General features: G+C 40.5%; 18 protein-coding genes and 1 pseudogene. 10 read left to right on the forward strand and 9 right to left on the reverse strand.

Going from position 1 to position 26,094, the window contains the following annotated elements:
• The first annotated feature begins 88 nt into the window (after nt 1-88).
• The 7 genes from FE392_RS01185 (at nt 89) to FE392_RS01215 (ending at nt 10,290) form a co-directional block, all read left to right on the forward strand.
• The gene (locus tag FE392_RS01185; RefSeq protein ID WP_319928407.1) at nt 89-718 is read left to right on the forward strand and encodes a response regulator; all 630 of its coding nucleotides are present in this window, start codon (nt 89-91) and stop codon (nt 716-718) included.
• A 3-nt stretch (nt 719-721) separates the two neighbouring features.
• On the forward strand, nt 722-2,302 hold the full coding sequence (locus FE392_RS01190) for an MASE1 domain-containing sensor histidine kinase (protein ID WP_319928408.1): 1,581 nt from the start codon (nt 722-724) through the stop codon (nt 2,300-2,302).
• Between the two features lie 44 nt (nt 2,303-2,346).
• Entirely contained in the window at nt 2,347-3,633 is a 1,287-nt protein-coding gene (gene uhpC, locus FE392_RS01195) for an MFS transporter family glucose-6-phosphate receptor UhpC (RefSeq protein ID WP_319928409.1), read from the forward strand.
• Between the two features lie 819 nt (nt 3,634-4,452).
• A complete protein-coding gene (locus FE392_RS01200; protein ID WP_319928410.1) occupies nt 4,453-5,484 on the forward strand; it encodes an ABC transporter substrate-binding protein in 1,032 nt (343 codons plus the stop codon).
• A gap of 106 nt (nt 5,485-5,590) precedes the next feature.
• The gene (locus FE392_RS01205) at nt 5,591-7,669 is read left to right on the forward strand and encodes an ABC transporter permease (protein WP_319928411.1); all 2,079 of its coding nucleotides are present in this window, start codon (nt 5,591-5,593) and stop codon (nt 7,667-7,669) included.
• 15 nt (nt 7,670-7,684) lie between these two features.
• Nucleotides 7,685-8,740 carry a ferric ABC transporter ATP-binding protein gene (gene fbpC, locus FE392_RS01210; protein ID WP_319928412.1) on the forward strand — a complete coding sequence of 352 codons (1,056 nt, stop codon included), beginning with the start codon at nt 7,685-7,687 and terminating at the stop codon, nt 8,738-8,740.
• Between the two features lie 209 nt (nt 8,741-8,949).
• Nucleotides 8,950-10,290: an MATE family efflux transporter gene (locus FE392_RS01215; RefSeq protein ID WP_319928413.1), complete on the forward strand. Its 1,341-nt coding sequence runs from the start codon at nt 8,950-8,952 to the stop codon at nt 10,288-10,290.
• 173 nt (nt 10,291-10,463) lie between these two features.
• Here the strand turns inward: FE392_RS01215 and FE392_RS01220 are convergent, their stop codons facing one another.
• The 4 genes from FE392_RS01220 to FE392_RS01235 all read right to left on the reverse strand — a co-directional run bounded on the left by FE392_RS01220 (nt 10,464) and on the right by FE392_RS01235 (nt 13,700).
• Entirely contained in the window at nt 10,464-11,123 is a 660-nt protein-coding gene (locus FE392_RS01220; protein WP_319928423.1) for a DUF799 domain-containing protein, read from the reverse strand.
• Complete coding sequence (locus FE392_RS01225) at nt 11,123-11,479, reverse strand: DUF4810 domain-containing protein (RefSeq protein ID WP_319928414.1); 357 nt, start codon at nt 11,477-11,479, stop codon at nt 11,123-11,125. Before FE392_RS01225 ends, FE392_RS01220 begins: the two co-directional genes overlap by 1 nt.
• A gap of 20 nt (nt 11,480-11,499) precedes the next feature.
• Complete coding sequence (locus tag FE392_RS01230) at nt 11,500-12,171, reverse strand: CsgG/HfaB family protein (protein ID WP_319928415.1); 672 nt, start codon at nt 12,169-12,171, stop codon at nt 11,500-11,502.
• Nucleotides 12,172-12,653: 482 nt separating this feature from the next.
• Nucleotides 12,654-13,700: a 3-oxoacyl-[acyl-carrier-protein] synthase III C-terminal domain-containing protein gene (locus tag FE392_RS01235; protein WP_319928416.1), complete on the reverse strand. Its 1,047-nt coding sequence runs from the start codon at nt 13,698-13,700 to the stop codon at nt 12,654-12,656.
• A gap of 995 nt (nt 13,701-14,695) precedes the next feature.
• Between FE392_RS01235 and FE392_RS01240 the strand changes: the two genes are divergently transcribed.
• From FE392_RS01240 to FE392_RS01250, 3 genes and pseudogenes are all read left to right on the forward strand, one after another.
• Nucleotides 14,696-16,021 carry an SLC5/6 family protein gene (locus FE392_RS01240; protein WP_319928417.1) on the forward strand — a complete coding sequence of 442 codons (1,326 nt, stop codon included), beginning with the start codon at nt 14,696-14,698 and terminating at the stop codon, nt 16,019-16,021.
• A 137-nt stretch (nt 16,022-16,158) separates the two neighbouring features.
• The gene (locus FE392_RS01245; protein WP_319928418.1) at nt 16,159-17,496 is read left to right on the forward strand and encodes an L-cysteine desulfidase family protein; all 1,338 of its coding nucleotides are present in this window, start codon (nt 16,159-16,161) and stop codon (nt 17,494-17,496) included.
• 822 nt (nt 17,497-18,318) lie between these two features.
• A pseudogene (locus tag FE392_RS01250) lies at nt 18,319-18,885 on the forward strand (tyrosine-type DNA invertase); the annotation flags it as partial.
• A 407-nt stretch (nt 18,886-19,292) separates the two neighbouring features.
• Here FE392_RS01250 and yjiA read toward each other — a convergent pair.
• From yjiA to map, 5 genes are all read right to left on the reverse strand, one after another.
• A complete protein-coding gene (gene yjiA, locus FE392_RS01255; protein ID WP_319928419.1) occupies nt 19,293-20,255 on the reverse strand; it encodes a GTPase in 963 nt (320 codons plus the stop codon).
• Nucleotides 20,256-20,345: 90 nt separating this feature from the next.
• A complete protein-coding gene (locus tag FE392_RS01260) occupies nt 20,346-20,549 on the reverse strand; it encodes a YbdD/YjiX family protein (protein WP_092513662.1) in 204 nt (67 codons plus the stop codon).
• A 191-nt stretch (nt 20,550-20,740) separates the two neighbouring features.
• On the reverse strand, nt 20,741-22,894 hold the full coding sequence (locus FE392_RS01265; RefSeq protein ID WP_319928420.1) for a carbon starvation CstA family protein: 2,154 nt from the start codon (nt 22,892-22,894) through the stop codon (nt 20,741-20,743).
• A gap of 284 nt (nt 22,895-23,178) precedes the next feature.
• Nucleotides 23,179-24,633, reverse strand: a complete 1,455-nt coding sequence (locus tag FE392_RS01270) for a phosphoethanolamine transferase (protein ID WP_319928421.1) — start codon at nt 24,631-24,633, stop codon at nt 23,179-23,181.
• Nucleotides 24,634-25,098: 465 nt separating this feature from the next.
• The gene (gene map / locus FE392_RS01275) at nt 25,099-25,908 is read right to left on the reverse strand and encodes a type I methionyl aminopeptidase (protein ID WP_319928422.1); all 810 of its coding nucleotides are present in this window, start codon (nt 25,906-25,908) and stop codon (nt 25,099-25,101) included.
• Nucleotides 25,909-26,094: the final 186 nt, after the last annotated feature.

Here is a 26,094-nt window from a genome sequence, read left to right on the forward strand (position 1 = left end):
ACAAATTTAATTCATTTATTTGCATGATTTTTCTTTTATGAACACTATTATATAAAATTGAATTTATAATAAATCCCCTACAATTAAAATGAAGATAAAAATCGCCCTCATTGATGACCATGTTGTTGTCCGCTCAGGTTTTGCTCAATTATTGACACTTGAAGATGATATTACTGTCGTCGGTCAGTACAGTAGTGCCGATGAAGCATGGGAAGATCTGCTGAAAAAAAACATTGATGTTGTCATCATGGATATTTCCATGCCCCAAGAAAGTGGGTTGCAGCTTCTGACTCGGTTACGTCCAAAATATCCTGATTTTCGAACTATCATGCTCAGTATTTATGATACTGCTTCTTTGGTACAAAGCGCTCTTGACGCAGGTGCACGAGGCTATTTAACGAAGTGTTGCGGGCCGGAGGAATTGATTCAGGCTGTACGTTCTGTCCATAAAGGTGAAATTTATCTCTGTGCCGATGCACTAAAAGCTTTACGCCAAAAACCGCAAGAAATTAATGCATTGCAAATACTCACATCACGAGAAAAAGAAATATTTAATCTGCTAGTTAATGGAATTAGCGTAAAAAATATTGCTGAACAACTTAAATTGAGCCCTAAAACTGTTCATGTCCATCGTGCAAATATTCTTAGTAAATTACACTGTGAATCCACTATTGAACTTGTTCATTATGCATTACAACATCAAATCATTACAGGTTAGTAAATGAATTGGAAAGTCCGTTTTAGTTTAGAATCTTTATTTATACTCATTTTTTACTCAATTAGTTGGATATCTCTTTGGATCATTAGTTTTTACTTACATGAAGACGGGCAACAAGCTGTTCTTTTATTGCCCCAAGGATTACGACTGGTACTCATGATTTTGTTATGGAAGAGGCACCTGCCGATACTAATTATCAGTGAAACCAGCATCCTGGCATGGTTAATTCACGAGCAGCTAATTATAAACTCATGTATACTATTTTCTCCTGTTATTAGTTTAATTCCTGTATTGATAATTCAGCGAATATGGAAACATTATTCACTTTATTGGCAGCAACTTTCTATCCTGTTAATTGGTGTCATTGCCAACAGCCTCTTACAAACTCTTTTTTTAAGTTTTGTATTTTTATCTAAAGTAAATCTTTTTTTCCTTGCTTCAATCACTGGAGGAGTACTTTTATCTCCTTTTGTTTATCTTATTTATATTTATTTATACGAACAAAGTTTAAAAAACGATCACATCATAGATGATTCACTCTACCCACAATTGCGTTCATCTTTTTTGATGTGGTGTTTTCTATTTAGCTTATTAGGCGTCAGCGGGCCTTTCTTTTTATCACCTAAAATTGAAGGGCTTTTATCAATTTTAGTTTTTATTCCGAATGTCTTTATGGCTTATCGGTATGGTTGGCAAGGAGGCGTTTTCTCTGCTTTATTAGGAAGTTTGATAGTCGCTTTTGCTCGTCAATCCAGCGGTTCATTCAGTGAACTGCAAGAGCTAGAAATCTTTTTAACCACTCAGGCCTTACTGGGTATCGGGCTTGGTATAGCTATCAGTCGTCAGCAACAACTAGCCAGTAATCTCAATCACTATCGTGCTCTTTTAGAAAAAGAATTAATCGCACGCTATACCTTGATGCAAAATCTAGTACATATTGAAGAAGAAATCCGAAAAGATATTGCCAGAGAATTACATGATGAAATTGGGCAAAACATCACTGCAATTCAGATCCAGTCAACTTTAGTGAAACGTACTGCAAACTCACCCCAGGTAATCAAAGCAGCGGAACAAATTAAATATCTATCCCAGCAGATTCATCAAGCCACTCGTCAATTACTACGTGAACTGCGTCCTCCTGCTTTAGACGAAATGTCATTTGAGCAAGCTCTTCGTCATTTAGTAAATGAATTCGCTTTCGAAGAACAAAATATTGTTTGTCAGTTTGATTACCAACTTTCACAAGAACTAAAAAATAGCACCATCACTTTAACTATTTATCGGTTGGTTCAAGAATTATTGAATAACATCAGTAAACATGCCAACGCCAGCCTGATTACGATTTCATTAAATCAAAAAGAAAATTTCATCCAACTTAAAGTCAGTGATAATGGAATTGGCATCATAGATGATAAAAAACATACAGGATTTGGCCTAAAAGGTGTAGAAGAACGCGTTCGTGTACTTGGTGGTAATTGGAATTTAAATACCCAACAAGGCACTCATATTGTTGTTAATTTACCCACAAATTCAGATGAGTGTATTAAATTATCAAAAATTATTTCTAATGTATTAAAACCATAACTTAAGAAGTTTATATCGTTTATTTATCTTTATGGAGATTTATTATGCAACCCAATAGCAATGAACAAATTTCACAAAACTATCGCTATTGGAGAAATCATTTGTTGATATCGATGATCATTGGTTATGCAGCATTTCAACTGACACGCAACAGCCTAAGTGTTGCCATGCCTGACATGCAGGTGGAATTAACACTAGACAAAGATGATATTGGTTGGATAGCAAGCTTATTTTATATTGCTTATGGCTGTTCAAAATTTATATCAGGTATTTTCCATGATCATACTGGTTACCGTTGGTTTATGGGAGTAGGACTATGCATAACCGGCATACTTAATATCATTTTTACATTTTGCTCATCACTGACAGCAGTGTTGATTGTTTGGACATTAAATGGCCTTTTTCAAGGATGGGGCTGGCCTCCATGCGCACGTTTATTATCCCATTGGTATTCCCGAAATGAGCGTGGATTTTGGTGGGGATGCTGGAATATTTCTATCAATATAAGCGGGATACTTCTAACGCTTCTGTCAGCATTTCTTACTACTCTTTATAGCTGGCGAGCTGCCTTAATACTCACTGGAACCATCAGTATTATAGTGGGAATTTGGTTATGCAAAAGATTGCCTGGCACACCACAAGAACATGGTTTACCCAGTGTTGGAAATTGGCGACAAGATGCAATGGAGCTGAAACAAGAGCAATTATCTGTACCTATGGCAATGATGAAAATTCTCAAAGAAACCATTTTGTTTAACCGTACCATTTGGCTTCTTGGTTGTTCTTATATTCTTGTTTATTTCATTAGAATAGCGATACATGATTGGGGAAACCTATGGTTATCAGAAAAACAAGGGACTAATTTATTCAGCACGAGCGTTACCCTTTCACTGTTTGAGTTAGGTGGCTTACTAGGTGCGCTTTTTTCCGGATGGGGATCAGACTTATTCTTTCGTAGCCAGAGGGTTCCTATGATCTTTCTATTTTCTATTGGGTTATTTTTTTCCGTAACCGCGCTTTGGCTGGTTCCTATACAAAACGATATCCTATTATCCATTTGTATTTTCAGCATCGGTTTTTTTGTTTTTGGCCCACAAATGCTAATTGGATTAGCAGCAACAGAAAACTGTCACAAAAAAGCAGCGGGTACTGTTACTGGGTATTTAGGTTTATATGCTTATCTCAGTGCAGCTATTGCAGGCTGGCCACTAAGTCAAATAATTAGATACTATGACTGGTCTGGGATGTTTGCTTTGCTTACTGTAGCTGCTGCATTAATGGGACTACTACTGATGCCATTGCTCATGGCTAACATTAATAAATCACAATAAAAACATCTGATTTAATAACCTACGCCAAGGGCGTGCTTCTCATATTTTATGGAGTTAGTGAAAGGCTAAAAGAAGTAATGATACCTCCCGATAATATGACTAAAAGATTTTATAAAGATCATGTAAAAACTATTTTCTATAACTGCATGCCAATACACTAAATAGATACATCACTAAAAGAGTTAAGATGTACTCAATTATAATTACTCATTAGATAAAATAATGAGATAGCAAAGCTTATAAATTAACTTTTTCGCCTTACCTCATCAAAAAACAACAATCATGTTATAAAAAAAATGGCTGGCATCTACGTTTAGCCAACACTTTCATGAATAAATTGAACTCCAACACATCTTGTAGTAATCCATGACAAACATATTCCTTCACAAAAATAATTATATTATTTTATAAATTTATAAAATGAAAAACATAATTACCTTTAAAACAATAATCATGAGCATGGTTTTAAAAACTACAAAATAACAAATTTTCACAATAACAATCTAACAAAAGAAAAAAAATCAAAATAACACATCAATTATTCGAAATTAGATAAATAAATAAAATAAATGAAAATCAGTCATTATTTAACATTATTAAATATAATGAAAGATAAAAAACCATTCTATGAAATTATTAAAATTGTTATCTAGTTTGCAAATTTAATCTATTCATTTGCATAAGCTTGTTAACCTTATCATGATGTCCTGCGAATAAATCATGTGAACTCTATTTTTAAAAACTAACAATACGAGTTGCATTTATTAACATTCATATTCATTTACCCTAGATAAAAATACTGGACACAGGACATCGTTCATGAAATTCAATTACCTCTCAGCATTAATAGCAGTAGGGCTCACAGCCGTTACTATGAGTAACGCAGCCCAAGCAGCAGGCCGATTAATTGTTTATTGCAGTGGTACTAATTCACTGTGCGAAACAGAAACCCGAGCCTTCAGCGAAAAATATGATGTTAAAACCACATTTATCCGCAATGGCACTGGCAGCACATTAGCCAAAATTGAAGCCGAAAAGCGTAATCCACAGGCAGATGTATGGTATGGCGGTACACTTGATCCCCATTCTCAGGCGGGTGAAATGGGGCTCCTGCAACCCTATAAATCTTTAAATTTATCCCAGATCATGCCTCAATTTCGTGACCCTGCAAAGCGTAAAGGCAACTACTCTTCCGCAGTTTATATGGGAATTCTTGGTTTTGGTGTAAATACAGAGCGCTTGAAAGAAAAAAAACTTTCTATACCAACATGCTGGAAAGATCTGACCAAACCAGAATACCAAGGTGAAATTCAGATTGCTGACCCACAAAGTTCTGGTACGTCCTATACTGCCCTTGCAACGTTTATTCAATTGTGGGGAGAAGATGAGGCTTTTGATTATCTCAAAAAATTAAATAACAATATTTCGCAATACACTAAATCAGGTATTGCCCCCGCACGAAATACAGCCCGCGGTGAAACAGCCATTGGAATTGGCTTCCTGCATGATTATTCTCTAGAAGTTGAAAATGGCGCTCCCATGAAACTAATTTCTCCTTGTGAAGGCACTGGTTATGAAATTGGTGGGGTCAGCATCCTAAAAAACGCTCGTAACTTAGATAATGCCAAATTGTTTGTTGATTGGGTCTTGTCCAAAGAAGCTCAAGAGTTGAGTTGGAAAAAAGGCCACTCTTACCAGATCCTCACTAATACCACGGCAGAAGCTTCTCCTATAACTTTAAATCCCTCTGAATTGAATCTCATCAACTATGACATGAATAAATATGGCTCCAATGAAATGCGTAAGGGATTAATTAATAAATGGCTCACTGAAGTAAAAATGGGGAAATAAAGTCCTAAATATCAAGAACAGTTATTCAGGTAGTGAATAAAATAGGTACTCACTGCCTGTCTATGCAATTTATGTATTTTCTTTGTGAGATTTTATTGGGGGAGTTATGTCTTGTACCCTTACCTTGCAACACAAGCAGGGGCGGGATTCTGTTTTCTGGTGGGTTTTGCTGGCATGGATGTCATTTGCTTTGCTGCCATCATGGAGCCTGGATTACGGCCTGTTTGACTCAACAAGAGAAGAAATTCTAACCGCCTACGGCTGGCATAGTCTCAATATCAGCATATTGTGGTTCCTACTCCCGTCAGTACTGCTATTTCGCCCACGTATCTCCGCCAATCGTGATACACGTCATCGTCATTATTTAGATGCCGGGTATTCCTTGCTATGTGTGCTGTTTATTATTACTACTGCGGCCCTGGCCGGACGAGGACTTGGCTATTCTACTATCATCTTGTTCATCGCATTGGGAGCAATTATTACGCTCGCTTTATCTCGTCTGGATTGGCTGGGAGGTGATAGTTTTGTTATTGGCTCGTTGGTATCGATTATTGCGTTAGTTGGCGTGTTTATTCTGTTTCCCAGCATCGCCATCTTTATTCCGATGTTTACGGATGAATCAGGGCAATTCGCACCATTCGAGTTTCTATCAATACTCAGACAATCCCATATTCTGAAAATTATTACTAATTCAGTATTGCTGTCTGTCTCTGTTGGCCTTGGTTGTACATTTTTTGGATTGATATTGGCAATTTACACCGCCAGAATTGCCAAGCGTTCCGCCATTATCGGACGGATATTTTCCATCTTACCGATTGTCACTCCCCCCTTTGTTGTAGGATTGGGGGTGACGCTCATGATGGGGCGATCCGGTTATATCACCGAGTTCTTGTCTATATGGTTTGGATTAACTAATACAAATTGGCTATATGGCTTTACGGGAATTTGGCTAGCCCAAGTGTTGGCTTTTACACCAATGGCATTCATGATTTTGGATGGTGCCATCAAAACAATCCATCCTTCTCTGGAAGAAGCTTCTTATACTCTGCGAGCCAACCGCTATCAAACTTTCTTCTACGTCTTTATGCCATTACTGAAACCCGCCCTTGCTAATGCATTTTTGATTGTGATCGTTCAATCTCTGGCTGATTTCAGTAATCCACTGGTTTTGGGGGGAAATTTTGATGTGTTGGCTACCCAGATTTATTTCTATATCACGGGTTCCCAGCTTGATTATCAAGCCGCCAGTACTCTAGGTGCATCTTTGCTCATCTTCTCGCTCCTGATTTTCTGTATTCAATACCTCTGGATCGGCAAACGTTCCTATGTAACCGTTTCTGGCAAATCCTACCGTGGAGATGTACAACCGTTACCTATGTCACTGGTTTGGATTGTTTGTAGCATTCTATTTATTTGGGTGATATTCAATATATTACTCTATGGCAGTATTTTCTATGGCAGCTTCACGGTTAACTGGGGAGTAGATTACACATTAACGCTAGATAACTTCATTACGCTATTCGGTCAGGGAATGAATGATGGCGCATGGCCTTCCCTTCTTGATACGCTGTTATATGCTGGCATTGCTGCGCCAATTACCGCAATTTTCGGTCTGCTAATTGCTTATATCATGGTACGCCAGCAATTCCGCGGCAAGAAAGTCATTGAATTCACAACAATGCTCTGTTTCGCTGTTCCCGGTACAGTTGCAGGAATATCTTATCTCTTGGCATTCAATGATGCGCCATTTTACCTTACTGGGACTGCGTTCATTATTATCATATCCATGACAATGCGGAACGTACCTGTTGGTATTCGTGCTGGTATTGCCGGGCTTGGTCAGATAGACAAATCATTGGATGAAGCCTCTCTCAGCCTGCGAGCGGGATCGATGAGAACAATCCTGAATATTCTGTTGCCTCTTTTGCGTCCTGCACTCTTATCCGCTTTGATTTACAGTTTTGTTCGCGCTATTACCACAGTCAGTGCCATTGTGTTTTTGGTGACACCAGATACACGTGTAGCCACTGCCTATATTCTGAATCGCGTTGAAGATGGTGAATATGGTCTGGCCATTGCTTATGGTTCTATTTTGATAGTGGTCATGTTAGCGGTAATTTTCCTATTTGATTATTTAGTTGGCGAAGCGCGTACTTCTCGCTCAAGAGCTAAAAATAGCCAGTAATCACGGAGTGGCGATATGGCACAGAAACATTTTGTCGAATTAAAAAATGTAACCAAGCGGTTCAATGGCAACACTATAATTGATTCACTTAATTTATCAATCCCACAAGGTAATATGGTCACGTTATTGGGACCATCGGGATGCGGTAAGACAACCGTATTAAGGCTAGTTGCCGGGTTGGAAAAACCCACTTCCGGGAATATTCTCATTGATGGGGAAGATGTTACTGACCGCTCTATCCAACAACGGGATATTTGTATGGTATTTCAGTCCTATGCCCTTTTTCCGCATATGTCTTTGGGAGAGAACATCGGTTATGGGTTAAAAATGTTGGGATACTCCAAAGCTGAAATTCGTGATCGTGTCAATGAAGCTTTGGAATTAGTCGATTTGGGAGGGTTTGAAGATCGTTATGTTGATCAGATATCTGGTGGTCAGCAGCAGCGTGTCGCTTTGGCCCGTGCTCTAATCCTCAAGCCAAAGGTGTTGTTATTCGATGAGCCACTCAGTAATCTTGATGCTAATCTCCGTCGCAATATGCGTGAAAAAATCCGTGAATTGCAGCAAAAATTCAACATCACGTCACTCTACGTAACACATGATCAAACTGAAGCATTTGCCGTATCTGACACCGTTTTAGTGATGAATAAAGGTAAAATCATGCAAATGGGATTGCCACAATCGCTTTATAGACAACCAGCATCGGAATTTATGGCGAATTTTATGGGTGATGCCAATATCTTACCTGCCACACAAGGCCCAGGTTATGTAGACATTTTCCAGTATCGTCTGCCGCGCCCTGCTAATTTCACCACGACACAAACATCCATTACCGTTGGTGTTCGCCCTGAAGCAATTACGCTGAACCCGCAAGGAAATGAATGTCAACGCTGTAAAATTAAGCATGTTGCCTATATGGGCTCACAATATGAAGTCACGGTTGATTGGTATGGGAAAACATTATTATTGCAAGTCAACGCCACTCAAGTACAGCCTGAGTTGGGTGAAATTTATTATCTGAAAATTCATCCAATCGGAATGTTTATTTTAGATAATGGTGTACAAAATTAAGTTCGTTAAAAAGTACAATACTGCAATATTAAACGCCTAAGACAATCGTCGCAGGCGTTTTTTTCAGCCCAAAATCTTCCATTATACCAACAAGATAAATTGCTTATACTGCCTATCAACCCCCTAATAAACCCTGTAGAATCGCCTACACTTTATGGGGCTCATACCATAAAAACGATTCATCTCACTTCAAATAAATAGGTTTTACAATGCATCAGTCTGATGTTGTTGATCGCTCGCTTTTTTCATTAAGCTGGCCAATCTTTATTGATATTTTTCTACATATGGCGACGTTATTAATTAATACGTACATGGTCAGCCATATTTCCTCTTCTTACCTCGCAGCGATGGGGGTGGGTAATCATGTTTTTGACCTTTTCATTACAATTTTCAACTTTATCAGCGTAGGTTGTAGTGTCGTCATCGCACAATATTTGGGTTCCGGAAAGCGTGAGAAGGCCAGTCAGGCAATCCATATTTCTATCGCGTTCAATTTTGTGCTGGGTTTTAGCTGTGCCCTGATCACCATCTTTTTCGGTTATAAGATCCTGCATATTATGAATTTGCCGGAAAACCTGATGGATGACGGGTTTGCTTATCTGCATGTCCTCGGTATCTGCCTCATTCCCGAAGCAATTTCAATCATTCTGGCAGCTTGCCTGCGGGTTTATGGTAAATCAAAAGCCTCTATGTATGTCACGCTGGTTGCCAATTTGCTTACCATCGTCGGTAATATGATTGTGCTGTATGGGTTCTTCGGCTTGCCTCAATATGGGCTGGAAGGCGTTGCGTGGTCTACGGTATTTGGCCGTACCGTCGCGATTATTTTACTTTTCGGGTTGCTGTTTGGCGGTTTAAATATCAAATTCGAGCCCATGCAGCTAATTCGATGGTCTAAAAATATGCTGGGCAAAATTTTGCATATCGGATTGCCAGCCGCAGGTGAAAATTTAGTCTGGATCCTGCAATATATGACCGCTCAGGCATTTATCGGCCTGATGGGTGAAACATCTCTGGCCGCGCAGACATTGTATTTCCAGTTGTCGCTGTTCATCATGCTGTTTGGTATTTCTACCAGCATTGGCAACGAGATTATGGTCGGGCACCTTGTTGGGGCCAAACGCTTTGAGGATGCTTATATCCGCGGGTTAAAAAGCCTGCGGATCGGCGTTATCGTCACGGTGGGGGTCGTTCTGGCATTCTGGGTTTTCCGGGAACCTCTCCTCAATCTCATGACGGATGATAAGAAGATCATCGAACTGCTGCTGCCGCTGTTCCTGCTTTCCGTCTTTTTGGAGCCGGGGCGTACTTTCAATATAGTGATGGTCAACGCCCTGCGCGCTTCCGGTGATGCGCGCTTCCCACTTTATACCGCCATCATTTTCATGTGGGGCATTTCTATTCCTCTTGGTTATTTTTTAGGGATTACCATGGGTATGGGGATCTTAGGGATTTGGATCGGGTTCTTCTGTGATGAATGGGTGCGGGGCTTGGTTAATGCCTGGCGCTGGAAATCTAAAAAATGGCAAACCAAACGGCTAGATGTTTGATTTGTGGCCAGTGAATTTCAAGTTGCATCGCCGCGGCAAAGGAATGATAAATTCATCAAGAACGAATTTTCCCGGCCAAAAGATCGAGAGGCAATTTGAAAGACGAAGGGTATAGATAAAAACATAAAAAAATGCCGCAGATATATTTGCGGCATTTTTATTTCAATCAAAACTTATGGTTTTTCTTTGCCATAGAGCGGAGAGCGCGGCCCATACAGCAAACGACTATATCCCCCGGCACTCAGCAAGCGTTTACTGGTAATGCCTGCAATACTATGGCTTCTGTCCGTGACGGTATTTGCGATTTGCGAGATAGCCGCTGAAATCAACATTCCCACCAAACCACCGCCTGAGTTGTTGTTATTTTCAGTGGTAGATGCAGTCGCGATACCACTCCACAACTGTTTCCCCGTGCGTAAGTCCACCAGCCTGGCCGTGGCGCTAACTCGAGTATCACTGTTGATGATTTGGTATTGCGTACCATACTGGGTGATATTCAGATAGAGGGCGGAATCTGCACCAAAGATGTCATACAGCTTTTTATAACTGAGATTTTGGATATCCTGCGCTTCCGTCATGCCATTCTGGCGAAATGTTTCGTCAACCACAGCAACGGGATAAACATAATAGCCAGATTCTGCCAACGGATAAGTGACCTGAGACAGAAAACTGCCCGCGGCGTTTACTTCCACTGAACTATTGACAGCAGGCAAGACTAAAATGGATTTAGGTTTGCTTTCCCTCAGCGCTGAATAATCATAGGGCTTATGTTTGGCACATCCAGCCAAGACCAGCAAGAATAAGGCGCAGATTGCCCCAAATAAACGGTTCATCATTTTGCTCCCTTATTTTTACTTAACAGAAAATCCATGTAAGGCGCTGATTCAGGAAAAAGTGCTTTTTCTATTTCAAACTGTTGGAAAGCGTCTACCGTATTACCGGTTTTGCTATAAAGCAGCCCCATTTGAGCGTGCAATCCAGGCGGAACAGGTTTATTTTTCGATTTGGCTTGTTCGATCACTTTCTGCAATGCCTGAAGTTGCTCTTGTGGCCCGGTTTTATCCTGCTGATAATACTGATAAAGGGTGGGTTGATAATTACCCCACACATACAGGTTTTTAGGTGCTTTTGCACATCCTGCCAATAAAAGTATACCTAACAGCATTCCTGTCTTTTTCATCAAAAACATACGACTCGCTTTCCTGTTAATTAATTAGTTGGCTTCCATGCGCCATTTTCAATACCAACGACCAAATCATTGATTGCTTCACGAATGGCTAAATCCAATACTTTGCCATTTAGCGTAGAATCGTAGCTGGAAGTACCGCCAAACCCGATGATTTCACGGCTGGACAGTTTATATTCCCCTGCACCTGCGGAAGAAAAAACAACTTCGGAAGTTTCAACATTCACGACATTCAGCATCACTTTTGCGTAGGCAACCTGTGATTTACCGCGGCCCAAAATGCCCCATAATTGGTGATCACCCACTTCTTTACGGCCAAATTCAGTCACTGATCCCGTAATAATGTAGTTAGCACCCTTCAATTTTTGCGCTTTACCCTGCAAACCGGCTTCTTCTTTCAATTCGGCCATATTGGTGCGTTCCAATACGTTGAAGCGGCCCGTTTGTTGCAAGTGAGTCACAAGGATGGTTTTTGATTGATTTCCCAAGCGGTCAACACCATCAGAGAAAATGCCATTCTGATAGCTGGAACGGTTCTCGAACTTACCCACTGCAATCGGGCTGCGAATACCGGTATAAGTTGTGTTATAAGAGGAGACTTTTTGTACCGGGAGTGTTGATGAAGATTCGGTTGCGCACCCAGCCAACATAAGAGAAGCCAAGCAAAGCGAAGCTAATGTGAATTTACTTTTCATTATTATGCCTTCCTGAATAAAGGGTTAAATATACCTGTCGTCTTTCAAGTTACCGGCCCGTCAACAATGCGCCAACTTAAACAATACGCCATTTTGAAAGGTGGTAAGGGTATGCGGGCGGATACCGATAATATGAAACGCACAAATAATAGATATTGCGGTCAGAAAAGTCTATTTAATTAAATCATGAAGGCCATTTTCACACTCAAGCGCTGAGCAATTTTAAAGCCATAACTCCTTTGATTTAAATGAATTTATTCCATTATCATCAATTCCAGAGTCTCATTGTGGTTTTATTTTGATAAGTCATTTTCAATATCATGATATAAAATCAAACAGCGGAAAAATCATTTATATTTTTCCGCCTGATAATAGATAATAAAAGCAATTCCAATAAACAAACTGTTTATTACTTTGAAAAAAAGGTCAGTTCATTTAACTTGGAATATTTGGCTGAATTATCCCCAATACACATTATTGAATTATAATTTAAATGACAAGGCAGAAAATACCATGCCACCACTCCCCGCCCATCCCATACAAAGTTTATCTCTTTCCACTTGCCCATTTTCTAAAGCATGGGCAATAGCCAATGGAATGGAAGCCGTAATAATATTCCCGGTTTTTTGACCTATATGATAAATTTTTTCCTTTGCCTGAATTTCGTTACCAAATTTAGCCCACATATTGGGTGCCCCGGTATGGATAAAAATCTTATGCAAATCGCGACTATCAATCCCATGCTGTCTGAATACATTCGGTACTTCATAACCCGCGTATTCATGCAAAGTTGCACCATAAGAGTTGAATTGATACTTTCCTCCCAATGGGGCAATAAGTTCAACATCACTTTCATTGCAGAACAATTCCCAATCCGGCAAAGAAATATTGCATATATCACTTAAATCAGGCCGGCTGATATAATCAAATCTAAAATTATCGGCTGATTCATTACTCAATATTGTGACAGAGGCAGCTTCACCGATTGTACAACTGGGATATTTATAGGCTAATTCATCAGCTGAATTCAGGGCAAAGTTTTTGGTAAACGGGCTGCCTTCTGACATGCCAAATTCCATATTAATAATCGCTGCATGGCGTATTTCCCCCGCCTTCATTTTGCTATTGATAACATCCATTGCAGTTATCCAGCCATTGCAAGCATCAACAATATCGTAATTACGGCAGCTCAATCCCAATGCCTTGGCAACAAAGGTACTGTTTGCAGGCTCCGTGAAGCCCCGGGTTACGTTAGGATAAATCAACAGATCGATTTCTGATTTACTGATATTTGCCTGTTCCAACGCCTTATTAAAGGCTTGTTCCATCAAATGCATCGGCTTTTCACCGTCACCCAGCCAATAACGACTTTCAATACCCGTTTTATCCAAAAGTCGGTTAATTGTTTTTAAGGTCTTGGCTAAATCACCCTGAAAAGTCTCTTTCGAATTTTTTTCGACTAACTCAATGATATCTTGGTTAGTCACACATCTTGATGGCAGTACTCCAGAAATCCCAATAATTTTCATGCAAACGTCCTCGGAATAGCAAAATAGTAGATTTGTTTATTCAAGAAAAAAGCCGCCATGAATAAATTAAATCCTATAAATTCAATAGATTTAAATATTCAAAAAAACAATAATTAAGGCAAAGGATATAACATCAAAAAAATACCGTTTTCTTACACCTCAGATTTATATATAGCGAAAACTTTCCCGCTGCGAATTTGTTTTGAATTGTAATATTTTTAACATAGTTTTATTTTTATAAAAACAGAATAAAGGCTATTTTATATATTCATGTCATTATAAATCTTGATGGTTAATAATTATGATTATTAATTGATATTATTGTGTGATTTTTTATTACTGAGAAATCATAATTTTTTCAAATCGATATTTATTACATATGTATTAAAAATAGCATTAAACAGTCTATTAAAAAACATGACAAATAATAAAAACCATAATAAGAGAAGGCTTATTAGTTACATTGATCTGTTTTTTTCACTCAATATATTCAATTGTAAGCACTGATTACTCAGTTTTGCCGGCAAAAAACCTAGATTAATATGCTAAACTGAAGCATAATATTAACAATAAAAAGGATTTAATGCTGACAGGGTGTTTTGAACGAAGGCCAGCGTGACAATGTACACAATTTCTCGCTCAGGTTGTTTCAATTGTTAATATCATAAAAGCTCATAATACCTTCGCATTAAGATTAAATTACATTATTTATCAATATGATACAGTTTTCTCTATTTTCTTTTTTACAACAATTCCCTTTACCATTTTTCATTGGGAACAATAAGTAGCGATTTCTTCTTTATAAAGAAGTTGTTCTCTCAAAAACCCTACCAAGTGGAATATTTAAGGAAATTTTTTCTCTTTGGGATCCTTTACTATTAGCGCGAGATAATTCACTTATTAAAAAAGTGGTTATTGAGTGTTTACGTGATGTGTTTCTCTCTGTACCTGTTTCGATACTTATTACAATGCCAAAGATGTAAGCGAGAGCTATTATGAAAACAGCAGTAAAAAACGATGATGTTATGCCCCATTTATCTCGGGCAGCCAAACGCGCCAACATGACGGAAGCTGAATGGAAGCAAGCGATAAAATTTGACCGGACTGACATCGGTTGGGTCATCATGAGTATTGGCATGGCAATCGGGGCTGGAATTGTTTTCTTGCCTGTTCAGGTCGGGCTGATGGGGTTGTGGGTCTTCCTGCTGTCCTCCATTATTGGCTACCCAGCCATGTATCTCTTTCAACGGCTTTTCATCAATACCCTCGCAGAATCCGTAGAATGCAAAGATTATCCCAGTGTAATCAGTGGATACCTTGGCAAAAATTGGGGCATTTTATTGGGGGTGCTCTACTTTATTATGCTGGTGATCTGGATGTTCGTTTATTCCACCGCCATAACCAATGATAGCGCATCTTACTTGCAAACATTTGGCGTTACCGAAGGATTGATGTCAGACAACCCATTTTATGGCTTGGTGTTAATCTGCCTCTTAGTTGCCATCTCTTCCCGTGGGGAACGGTTATTATTCAGGCTATCCAGCCTGATGGTTATGACCAAATTATTTGTTGTCGCTGCATTGGGTTTATCCATGATTGGTATGTGGCACCTGTATAATATTGGTGTACTGCCCCCGATGGGTCTATTGATCAAAAAAGCCATCATTACATTACCCTTTACACTCACGTCGATTTTGTTTATCCAAACGCTAAGCCCAATGGTAATTTCTTACCGCAATCATCAGAAAAATCGTGAAGTTGCCCGCCACAAAGCGCTGAGGGCCATGAATATTGCCTTTGCCGTCTTGTTCGGGACAGTATTTTTCTATGCCATCTCTTTTACTCTGGCAATGGGGCATGATGAAGCAGTCAAAGCCTATGAGCAGAATATCTCAGCACTGGCGATCGCCGCTCAATTCTTTCCCGGCGGATGGGTAATCGTTGTCAGTGTCATGCTCAATATCTTCGCGGTAATGACGGCTTTTTTTGGTGTTTATCTCGGGTTCCGCGAAGCGAGTCAGGGAATTGCCATGAATATTCTCAGTCGCATCATGCCTGCCGAAAAAATCAATGAGAAATGGGTGCAAAAAGGCATCATGGTTTTCGCCATTTTACTGGCATGGAGCGCCATTATCCTGAATGCACCAGTGTTGAGCTTTACTTCCATCTGTAGCCCAATATTTGGCATTGTAGGCTGTCTGATCCCGGCTTATCTGGTCTATAAAGTCCCCAGTTTGCATCACTACAAAGGCGCATCGCTCATCCTGATTATTTTTACCGGGTTCCTGTTGTGCATTTCTCCTTTTCTGGCTTTCTCCTGACACAAAATGCATTCGTATATACGAAAGCGATATCCAGAAGAATAATTACGATACCTGATGAATTTCAAGGGGCAGCCAATAGCGCTGCTGCTTGAAAGACACAAGGCAGATCAGTTTTGTCACTAAGGTTTGTTTGTATGAGTCAAAAACAACACACACGGCTGTGGAATGAATTTATCCGGGCAGTCAAAAAAGAAGTGAAACCCGCAACAGGATGTACAGAGCCTATTTCGCTGGCACTGGCGGCGGCCAAGGCAGCGTCTTATCTATCTGGCTCTGCCCAGCGTATCAGCGCCCGGGTTTCGCCTAACTTAATGAAAAATGGCATGGGCGTTACTGTGCCGGGCACTGGGATGGTTGGGTTGCCCATTGCCGCCGCACTGGGTGCTTTGGGCGGCGATCCTGATGCGGGCTTGGAAGTTTTGCAACATGCAACGCCAGAACATATTGTTCAAAGTAAAAAATTATTACAGCAAGGTGCTGTTACCGTCACTATTCAGCAACCTTGTGAACAAATCTTATATTCTGAAGCCACGGTCTTTTATCAGGATGAATCAGCGACGGTGACTATCGCCGGCAGCCACACCCAGATTGTGAAAATTGTCCATAACAGCCATGTTATTTTCGATAAATCATCACAGGTTAGCCGAGCTGAATCCCCTGTTTCCACTGAGTCTGCCGATGAAACCGAATATTGCCTTAAGCAAGCCACTGCTTTTCAGGTTTATGAGTTTGCAATACAGGCACCTTATGAAGATATCCACTTTATACTGGAATCGGCCCGCTTGAATGATGCTCTGTCTCAGGCCGGCTTAACGACCCAGTATGGATTACACATCGGCATGACTTTACAGCGCCAGCGTGATAGAGGATTACTGGCACGGGATTTACTTTCCGACATTATGATCCGCACTTCTGCGGCTTCAGACGCCCGCATGGGGGGCGCGGTTTTACCCGCCATGAGTAATTCAGGTTCCGGCAACCAAGGCATTGCAGCAACGATGCCTGTCGTTGTTGTTGCTGAACATTTGGGATGCAGTAAAGAGCAATTGGCTCGGGCTTTGATGCTGTCACACCTGATGGCGATTTATATTCACAATAAATTACCCACACTCTCTGCCCTTTGTGCGGCGACTACCGCCTCAATGGGAGCCGCAGCGGGCATCGCATGGTTGATTGAAGCAGATTATCGCCCTGTCGCGATGGCAATTTGCAGCATGATCGGTGATATCAGTGGGATGATTTGTGATGGTGCTTCCAATAGTTGCGCAATGAAAGTTTCAACCAGTGCCAGCGCCGCCTATAAGGCCGTATTAATGGCATTGGACGGCAGTTGTGTCCGAGGCAGTGATGGCATTGTTTCCGATGACGTAGATCAATCCATCGCCAACCTCTGTTCTCTGGCTCGCCATTCGATGCAACAAACAGATATACAGATCATCGAAATTATGGCGCACAAAGCCAGTTTCGCTTAATTCATTTATACAGGCCAAAAAACTTTCTTTTGTTGTTTTTCTGGCCTATATAAATTCATATTCAATAATGTTTAATTTCTATAAGTCATCATCTAAATGGTGAAATAATATTTAATTTTTAGCAAAGATAATTTTCTTGAATAAAATATGACAAATTACGTCAGTAATAATTATATTTTTTAAATATTCACAATAATAGTAAACTTGTGAAACAATAACATTTGATACAAATAAGAGATAAATTACACAATCACCCTATCTAAAAATCCCTCCCCTAAACTTTTTAAACTTCGTCTTTGTTTATGTCTTCAACACAAACAAATCAGAATAAAAAATCAATATTAATTTTTAAACAAAATATTATACCGAGTGACTTGCAAAAGCGATCATTTTAAAAGCAAAATAAAGCCATTACCTAAACGATTTAGATAAATCATTTACTTTTTTAGGTAAATGCAGTAAAAATATGAAATCACCACACCCAAAAGGAACTTTGTAAGAATAAAAATCTAAAAATAAAACCAAGTTAAAAAATTAGTTGTAAAGTTCAATAGAAAGATTTTTTTGAGTGGAATTCTATTTGTGATTGTCCCATTCTGTACGACAGAACCACACAGCACATATTTATACGATTTCAATTAGTATTTTCATTAAAAATAATGACGAATAGAAGCAGCGAATTTTTTATTTGCGGTATTCCAATTAAATTAATCTGGTATTTTATCAATCATGTTCAAAAAACACTGGTGGTTTATTGTATTCAATTGGTTTAAATACCTTGCGATTTACAATTACTCTATCTGATGTCATAGGAATGATAATGTCATGAAGCAACGTAAATTTTTAACCCGATACGAAATAGATGCAATTTTGGCAGAAACAAAACAAGGACGTCATGCTGAAAGGGATTACTGCATGCTATTAATGTGTTTTATTCACGGATTTAGGGTAAGTGAGCTGTGCAATCTGCGTTTATCTGATCTTGATTTAAACTCAGCAATTATTCATATCAGGCGGTTGAAAGGAGGGCTTTCTACCACGCACCCTTTGATTCCAGAAGAAATTGAAGCGCTACATAATTGGCTTATTATTCGTCAAAAATGGCGGGAAGCCGATTCACCTTGGGTATTTCTTTCCCAAAAATCGGGAGCAGTTTCACGGCAACAAGTTTATGGATTACTGAAACGTTATGGCAAACAGGCATCAGTCAGTGTTTCCCCACACCCTCATATGTTAAGGCATGCCTGTGGCTACGCGCTGGCAGACCTCGGTCGTGATACACGATTGATTCAGGATTATCTAGGGCATCGCAACATTTCACATACCGTCATTTACACCGCCAGTAATGTGAAACGTTTTTCCAGAATTTGGGAGACACACTCGAAATGAATGGTTTATTTTCCCTTAAATTTTTTCACTAACATGATTTGTTATTGTAACAATCTCCACTCATTCGTTTGTGGAGATTGCCTGTGAATGACAAAGATAAAATGAATACAACAAACAATTTATCCTATCCCAAATTAAGTCATTATTTTTACACATATGATAAATTCGGTTTATGTATGAATTTAATTTGCCCTGTATTGCAATTGTTAAAATATTAATTTTATTTTTACATAAAATTAAATCTAATAACGAGAATATATAATTCTCCTTTTACACATGAGCAGCGAATTTATACAAATTATTTCACTGCTCAATAAAAAATATGAGATGAGGGATGACAATACCGCACTCTATATGCCCTGCGATCCCTCTAGCCATTCATTCCATAGGCCATTATTTATAGGACATCAGTTTACGGACAATGCCGCAAATTTTTCGCGAATTTTCTGTTCCGGTAAATCCATGCCAATGAAAACCAGCACACTTTCCCGTGTTTCATCAGGCTTCCACTCTCTATCCCAATCCGCGCTATAAAGGCGCTGTACTCCCTGAAACAGTAAGCGGCGAGACTCATTTTTAATAGCCAATATTCCTTTGTAACGCAGCAAATTATCCGCAAAACTCAATAACAGCTCTTCCATTAGGTCAGAAACAGCAACCAGTTCAACCGGATGGGATAGATTAACCACTATCGACCGAATGGTATTTTGTTGCTTAGGGGCGAAGCGGAATACAGGTGCCGAAATAGTCAGGTGATCATTCAGCATGAAACCGTCAATATTGAACAGTATGCTTAAATCTGCCTCCCCCTGAATGACTTTATAAATAGGTGCCTTCACATTAATTCGTTGCAGACGTTCCAGCAAAACCTCATGATCTGACGCAATATCGGTTTTCGTCAGAAGCACCCTATCGGCGTATCCTACCTGTGCCTGAGCAATGGGAAAGCGATCTAATTGCTGATCTGCGTGGGCAGCATCCACCAACGTAATAATCCCATCCAATAAAAAACGCTGACACAAGACTTCATGGGAGAAAAAAGTCTGCGTGATTGGGCCGGGATCGGCCATTCCCGTACATTCGATAATCAAGCGGTCAAAATAGATTTGGCCTTTATCCATACTGTCCAGCAGATCAAGCAAGGCATCTTCCAGCTCATTTGAACGGCTACAACAAATACATCCATTGCTTAATGTTTTAATTTGAGTCGCGCGATCACCGATTAATTCGTTATCAATGGGAACCTCACCAAACTCATTTTCAATGACCGCAATTTTATAGCCGTGCTCGGCATTGAGAATATGACGCAACAGCGTCGTTTTACCTGATCCCAAGAAACCGGTCAGGATGGTAACTGATATTGGTTGCATTGTTAGTTTTCCGCTTGCTAATCGCTTTGCCTATCCATGTCATGGCTTTTTCAGCTCATTACTTTTTCAGTGCGTTACCTTTGTAGTTTCCTAGCAGCAACGCATGCCGCCTTTTCCATCACCGCCATAGCGAGCATTTTGGCGTTCACGAAAAAACTCTTCATAAGTCATATAAGGCTGATCAGGATGATTCTCTTTCATGTGTTGTACATAGGTATCGTAATCAGGAACACCAACCAACATACGAGCAGCCTGTCCCAAATATTTGCCTGCGCGGCCAAGATTGCCAAACATAGCTGTTCTCCAAGCGCATGGTTTGCAAAAACGCTATCTGCAAAAACGTTATTTACAAAAACATTGCCTACAAAAAATAGTTCTCAAAAAAATACCCCACATAATACAAAGCTGATTATGCGGGGTATAGCGTTTACTGATACGGCGTGATTTGGTTTATATCTTGGTTATATATCACATTACCTATCAAATCAGTGCGTAGAGGAAACTTTTACCCCACCTTCAGGAACCGGGACATAAGGTGTTTCTTTATCTGATCGCTCCGGATTTCTGTTCGCCTTTATCGCAACCTTGATACCGTAAACAATGATGCTATATACCACCACGAAGAACAGGACACTTAAACCCGCATTGGTATAATTATTCACCACAATATGGTTCATGTTGCTGATTTGCTGGGCTGTCAAATCAGCACCACCTTCAGCGATACGTTTCTTGTACTCTTTCGCAAGGAAGAGAAAACCTTCAAGGCGTGGATTATCACTGAATAATTTCAGCCCCAAAGCCCATGTCGTACAAATCAGTAACCAAACCGCAGGAACAACCGTTACCCAGATGTATTTGGTGCGCTTCATCTTGATTAATATGACCGTACCCAAGACCAGCGCAGCCGCCGCCAGCATCTGGTTAGAGATACCAAACAGTGGCCACAAGCTCTTAACGCCGCCCAATGGATCAACCACACCCTGATACAGCAGATAGCCCCATAAGCCTACACAGCCTGCCGTACCAATGATGCCGGCAATCAGGGAATCGGTTTTTTTGAGGAACGGAACAAAGTTACCCAAGAGATCTTGCAACATGAAACGGCCAGAACGCGTACCGGCATCCAATGCCGTCAGAATAAACAACGCTTCAAACAAAATCCCGAAGTGATACCAGAAACCCATGTCCGCCGCAGGAATTATCTGATGGAATACATGCGCGATCCCTACCGCTAAGGTAGGCGCTCCGCCAGCGCGGTTCAGGACAGAAGGTTCACCAATATCTTTTGCTGTTTGCAAAATTTGGTCAGGAGAAATAACAAAGCCCCAAGAACTGACTGTTGCCGCCGCATGGGTTGTTACCTCTTTCAGAGATTCCATGATCATCGGAGCTTCTGCCGTGCCCAAATTATGCAGGTCAGGCATTGTGATGCCCAGAGCCGCTGGGGGCGTATTCATGGCAAAATACAGGCCCGGCTCAATGATGGAAGCCGCAACCAGCGCCATAACCGCAACAAATGATTCCATCAACATGGCACCATAACCGATAAAACGGGCATCGGTTTCATTTGCCAGCAATTTAGGTGTTGTTCCCGAAGAAATCAGGGCATGGAAACCAGACACCGCACCACAGGCAATCGTAATGAACAAGAATGGGAACAGAGTCCCTTTCCAGACCGGTCCGCTGCCATCAATATATTGTGTTACTGCTGGCATTTTCAGCTCAGGGTTCAGGATAACAATCCCGATCGCAAGGCCAACAATCACACCGATTTTCAGGAAAGTTGCCAGATAATCACGTGGTGCCAGAATAAGCCAGACCGGCAACAATGCAGAGACAAAAGCATAGCCAATCAATGCATATGTAATGGTTGTGTCTTTGAAAGTCAATGCTGGGCCCCAATAAGGATCTGATGCCACAACCCCACCAAACCAAATGGCGGCAACTAGCATGAAAATACCCATGATTGAGACTTCACCCACACGTCCCGGACGGATATATCGCATGTAGATCCCCATGAAAAGCGCGATTGGTACAGTTGAGCAAACTGTAAATACGCCCCACGGGCTTTCTGCCAATGCCTTCACAACGATCAAGGCCAGCACCGCCAGAATAATGATCATGATTAAGAAACATCCAAACAGGGCTATCGTACCCGGTACGCGCCCCATTTCTTCTTTAACCATTTCACCTAATGACGAACCGTTGCGACGGGAAGAGATGAACAGCACCATAAAGTCCTGCACAGCTCCGGCAAGAACCACACCCGCCAACAACCACAACGTTCCCGGCAGATACCCTACCTGTGCTGCTAAAACCGGCCCGACCAACGGCCCTGCCCCGGCAATGGCGGCAAAGTGGTGGCCAAACAACACATTTTTGTTGGTCGGAACATAATTCAATCCATCATTATTCACGACCGCAGGCGTTGCTCTGGTCGCATCCAGTTTCATCACCTTGGTTGCGATATAAAGACTGTAGTATCGATAAGCAACCAAATAAACCGCGACGGATGCAACAATGATCCACAGCGCACTGACATGTTCTCCCCGACGCAGCGCGACAACGCCAAGGCAAAATGCGCCAATAATCCCCAATATCATCCAGGGGATGTGTTTTAACAATTTATTATTGTTCATAAAACTTCCTTTCCAAGGTAAGACGAACAGCAAGTCACTATTTAATGTTTACTTCCTTTTCCATAAACCGGCTACTTAATAACCGGAAGGAAGTTACACCCACAAAAGGTATATACTCCTCGCCACATTGCCCTATGATATAAAACTTCCTTTTGACTATTAGCAGGATCTGGGCCAGCGGTTACATTCCCTATTAAGCGGTCAAAATCCTTAAATCAGTGGTCAACACACAGGAATAATGCAGCAAGTTTTGTGAAGTAACTCACTGCTTATAAGTTCATTTGTTAATTCAGGTTGATGGCATCATCCTGTAATTGTGTAAAGTCTTTGTATTCACCGCTGAATGAAATCACAGTATGTTGATCCTGACATTCTTGGTTGGAAAACCAATTACATTCAGAGGTCAGGCGCGGCTCCATAACGCCTAACCATGTAGCGAGCATGGGCAACAGATGCAAACCATTGCGATCGGCATCCACAGTACTTTTATCGGAATAGTCATAACCCGTGACAATAAAAGGAACTTGATAATTCTGTTTATGATCATCGCCATGCGTCAAATTTTCACTATCCGTGTTTTTACCGACAAACGACAACCCATGATCTGAGAAATAGAGCATCGTCCAATGTAATTTATTTTGATTGGCTGTGTTTTCAATTTCAGCCAGCAAACTATCGGTATTCTGGATACTCTGGATATAGCACGAGATATTTTGGGAATGAAAATAGGTCGTGTAGTGTTCATTGGTTCTTGCACAAGGTTGTGGATGTGAACCCATTAAATGAATGACAATCAGCTTTCTTTTTTTATCCTGCTGAGAATTATCCTGTTTCTTTAACGCATTGCGGATATAGGGCAATAAGTTCTCATCTGGCATATAACTACGGTCATCCGAACTGCCTTCCTTTAAAAAAGTATGATGATTGGCTTGTTGCCCAATCAGCGCGACCGGAGAATCAAACCCTCCTTTCATGCCTTGGTTGGAAAGCCAATATGTCTCAAACCCCGCTTTTTTCGCCAGTGAAATGATACTGTTGTTCAATTGAATTTCATTGGCATCGCGAAGAGCCAAAGAGTTCGTCAGCGATAACTGAGTTGAAGGAGCTGAAGAAATATAATGGGTGAATTTGGTTACATTGGCTTTCTCTAGCCATGGCGTATTTTGAATCGGAAAACCATAACCATGCAGGAAATCTTTTCGTGCACTTTCACCAATGACCATTATGTATGTGTCATATTTTTCATCTTTGATAACCGGCTGCCAATCATCCTGATTTTTTATGATTTTGGCAAAGCGACTATTTTCTGACATCACTTGTGTATAGCTGGAATAAGCATCGCTGAAAAAACGGATTTCGGGCAGGCTTATCCCCAAAAGTATCGAGCTATCGCTAAAATTTGATTTAATATACCCTTTAACTGGTGACCAGAAAGCCGGAATGAAAAACAGAGCAAATAACCATTTTTTGCCTTTGCCTGATAACGTAATGTTTAATTTAATTGAAAACACCATCAGAACCAGAATGGCTATCGCAGTTAAATAAGTTGAAAGCGGAAGCCCTGTGATATATTCCCACGTTTCATTCTTATTCGTATAGATCAACGAACCTACAGCATTGATATCGGGATAACCATAGTTGAGGCCAATTGGCGTATACGCCACACCTACCAATGAAAAAAATATAATCAGGAATACATATAGTTGTTTATTAATTGCACCGATTAATAAAAAAAACATATAGGCACTGAAAACATATATCAATTTTAATTGATATCCCAAACTTTGGTGTATTAGGAAGACAAGTAAAAAAAGAGCAATAAAATAAGAAAATTTATTACTTTTTTGGAAAAAAGACATAGTAACCCTGTAAATTTGTAGCACGCATTAAAATAGAATCAACTCAGCAATGCCGGCTGAATTGTTTATTACATTCTTGATTTGATATACCCATTGGATTTCAAGATGCAGCGCGACGGCAAGAAACAACAAATCCGCTTTCGACGGAATTGCCCGGCCTAAAGCTGCCCTCCGGTAAAAGACCGGAGGCTTACATTAATCCCCAGAAGATAGATAACCACATATTTATAAAACGGTGGCTGGAGTAAGCAAAGCTGAAAAACACTGTAACTTGAAATACGGCAGGTGTATTTTAACCCAATACGATATATTCACAATATTGGGTTAACGTACTGGAAGAGGTGTTTAACGATGGATTGACAGAAAATGTTCGAAAGCCTCGCGCTCTTCATCCCGTAAAGTCAGCACCTTGAAGCCATCACTCGTCACCAAAATAGTATGCTCAAATTGAGCCGATAGACAACGATCTTTCGTTGTCACTGTCCAGCCGTCTTTATGTAACTTAATATCCTTTTTGCCTTGGTTAATCATGGGCTCAATGGTAAAAGTCATCCCTTCTTCCAAGACTATTCCTTCACCTGCCTTGCCATAATGCAAAACTTGCGGCTCTTCATGCATCGTGCCGCCAATACCGTGACCACAATATTCACGCACTACTGTATAATTATTCGCTTCAGCATGTTGCTGTATCGTATGACCGATATCTCCCAAGGTCGCCCCCGGTTTCACAATCTGAATCGCTTTATATAAGCATTCCTGCGTTACATCGACTAAACGCTGCGCATGGGAAGGAACTTCACCGACACAAAATGTAATGCTGCTATCGCCATAATAACCCTCTTTTTTGACGGTCACATCGACGTTGACAATATCCCCGTTCTTTAATTTTTTATCAGAAGGCCAACCGTGACAAACAACATGGTTTACCGACGTGTTGGCGGTATAAGGAAAACCGTATTGGCCCAAACTTCCCGGAATGGCATCAAGAGTATTGATAATGTAGTCATGACAAAATGAATCGATTTCAAGTGTGGTTATGCCCGGCACGATGATGGGACGGACGGCTTCAAGCACCTGCCCTGTCAGACGCCCCGCGATTTCCATTTTTTTTATTTCATCCGCGTTTTTTATCAATATTCTGTTGCTATTTGCCATTTGTTTTTCTCTTAATGTTATCCCCTTCGTCTTTCAAGTTGCCTCTTTGTTGGCTGCACTCATTCACCCCGGTTACATAGTTATCTATGCTCCCGGAGATGAATTCCCTTGCCGCCGCGATGCAACTTGAAATTCATTGGGTATATAACCAATTATTTTCAAATTGCTTCGCAGCGGTACACTTTG

It is taken from the genome of Xenorhabdus santafensis (assembly GCF_033949405.1).
Taxonomy (GTDB): Bacteria; Pseudomonadota; Gammaproteobacteria; order Enterobacterales; family Enterobacteriaceae; genus Xenorhabdus; species Xenorhabdus santafensis.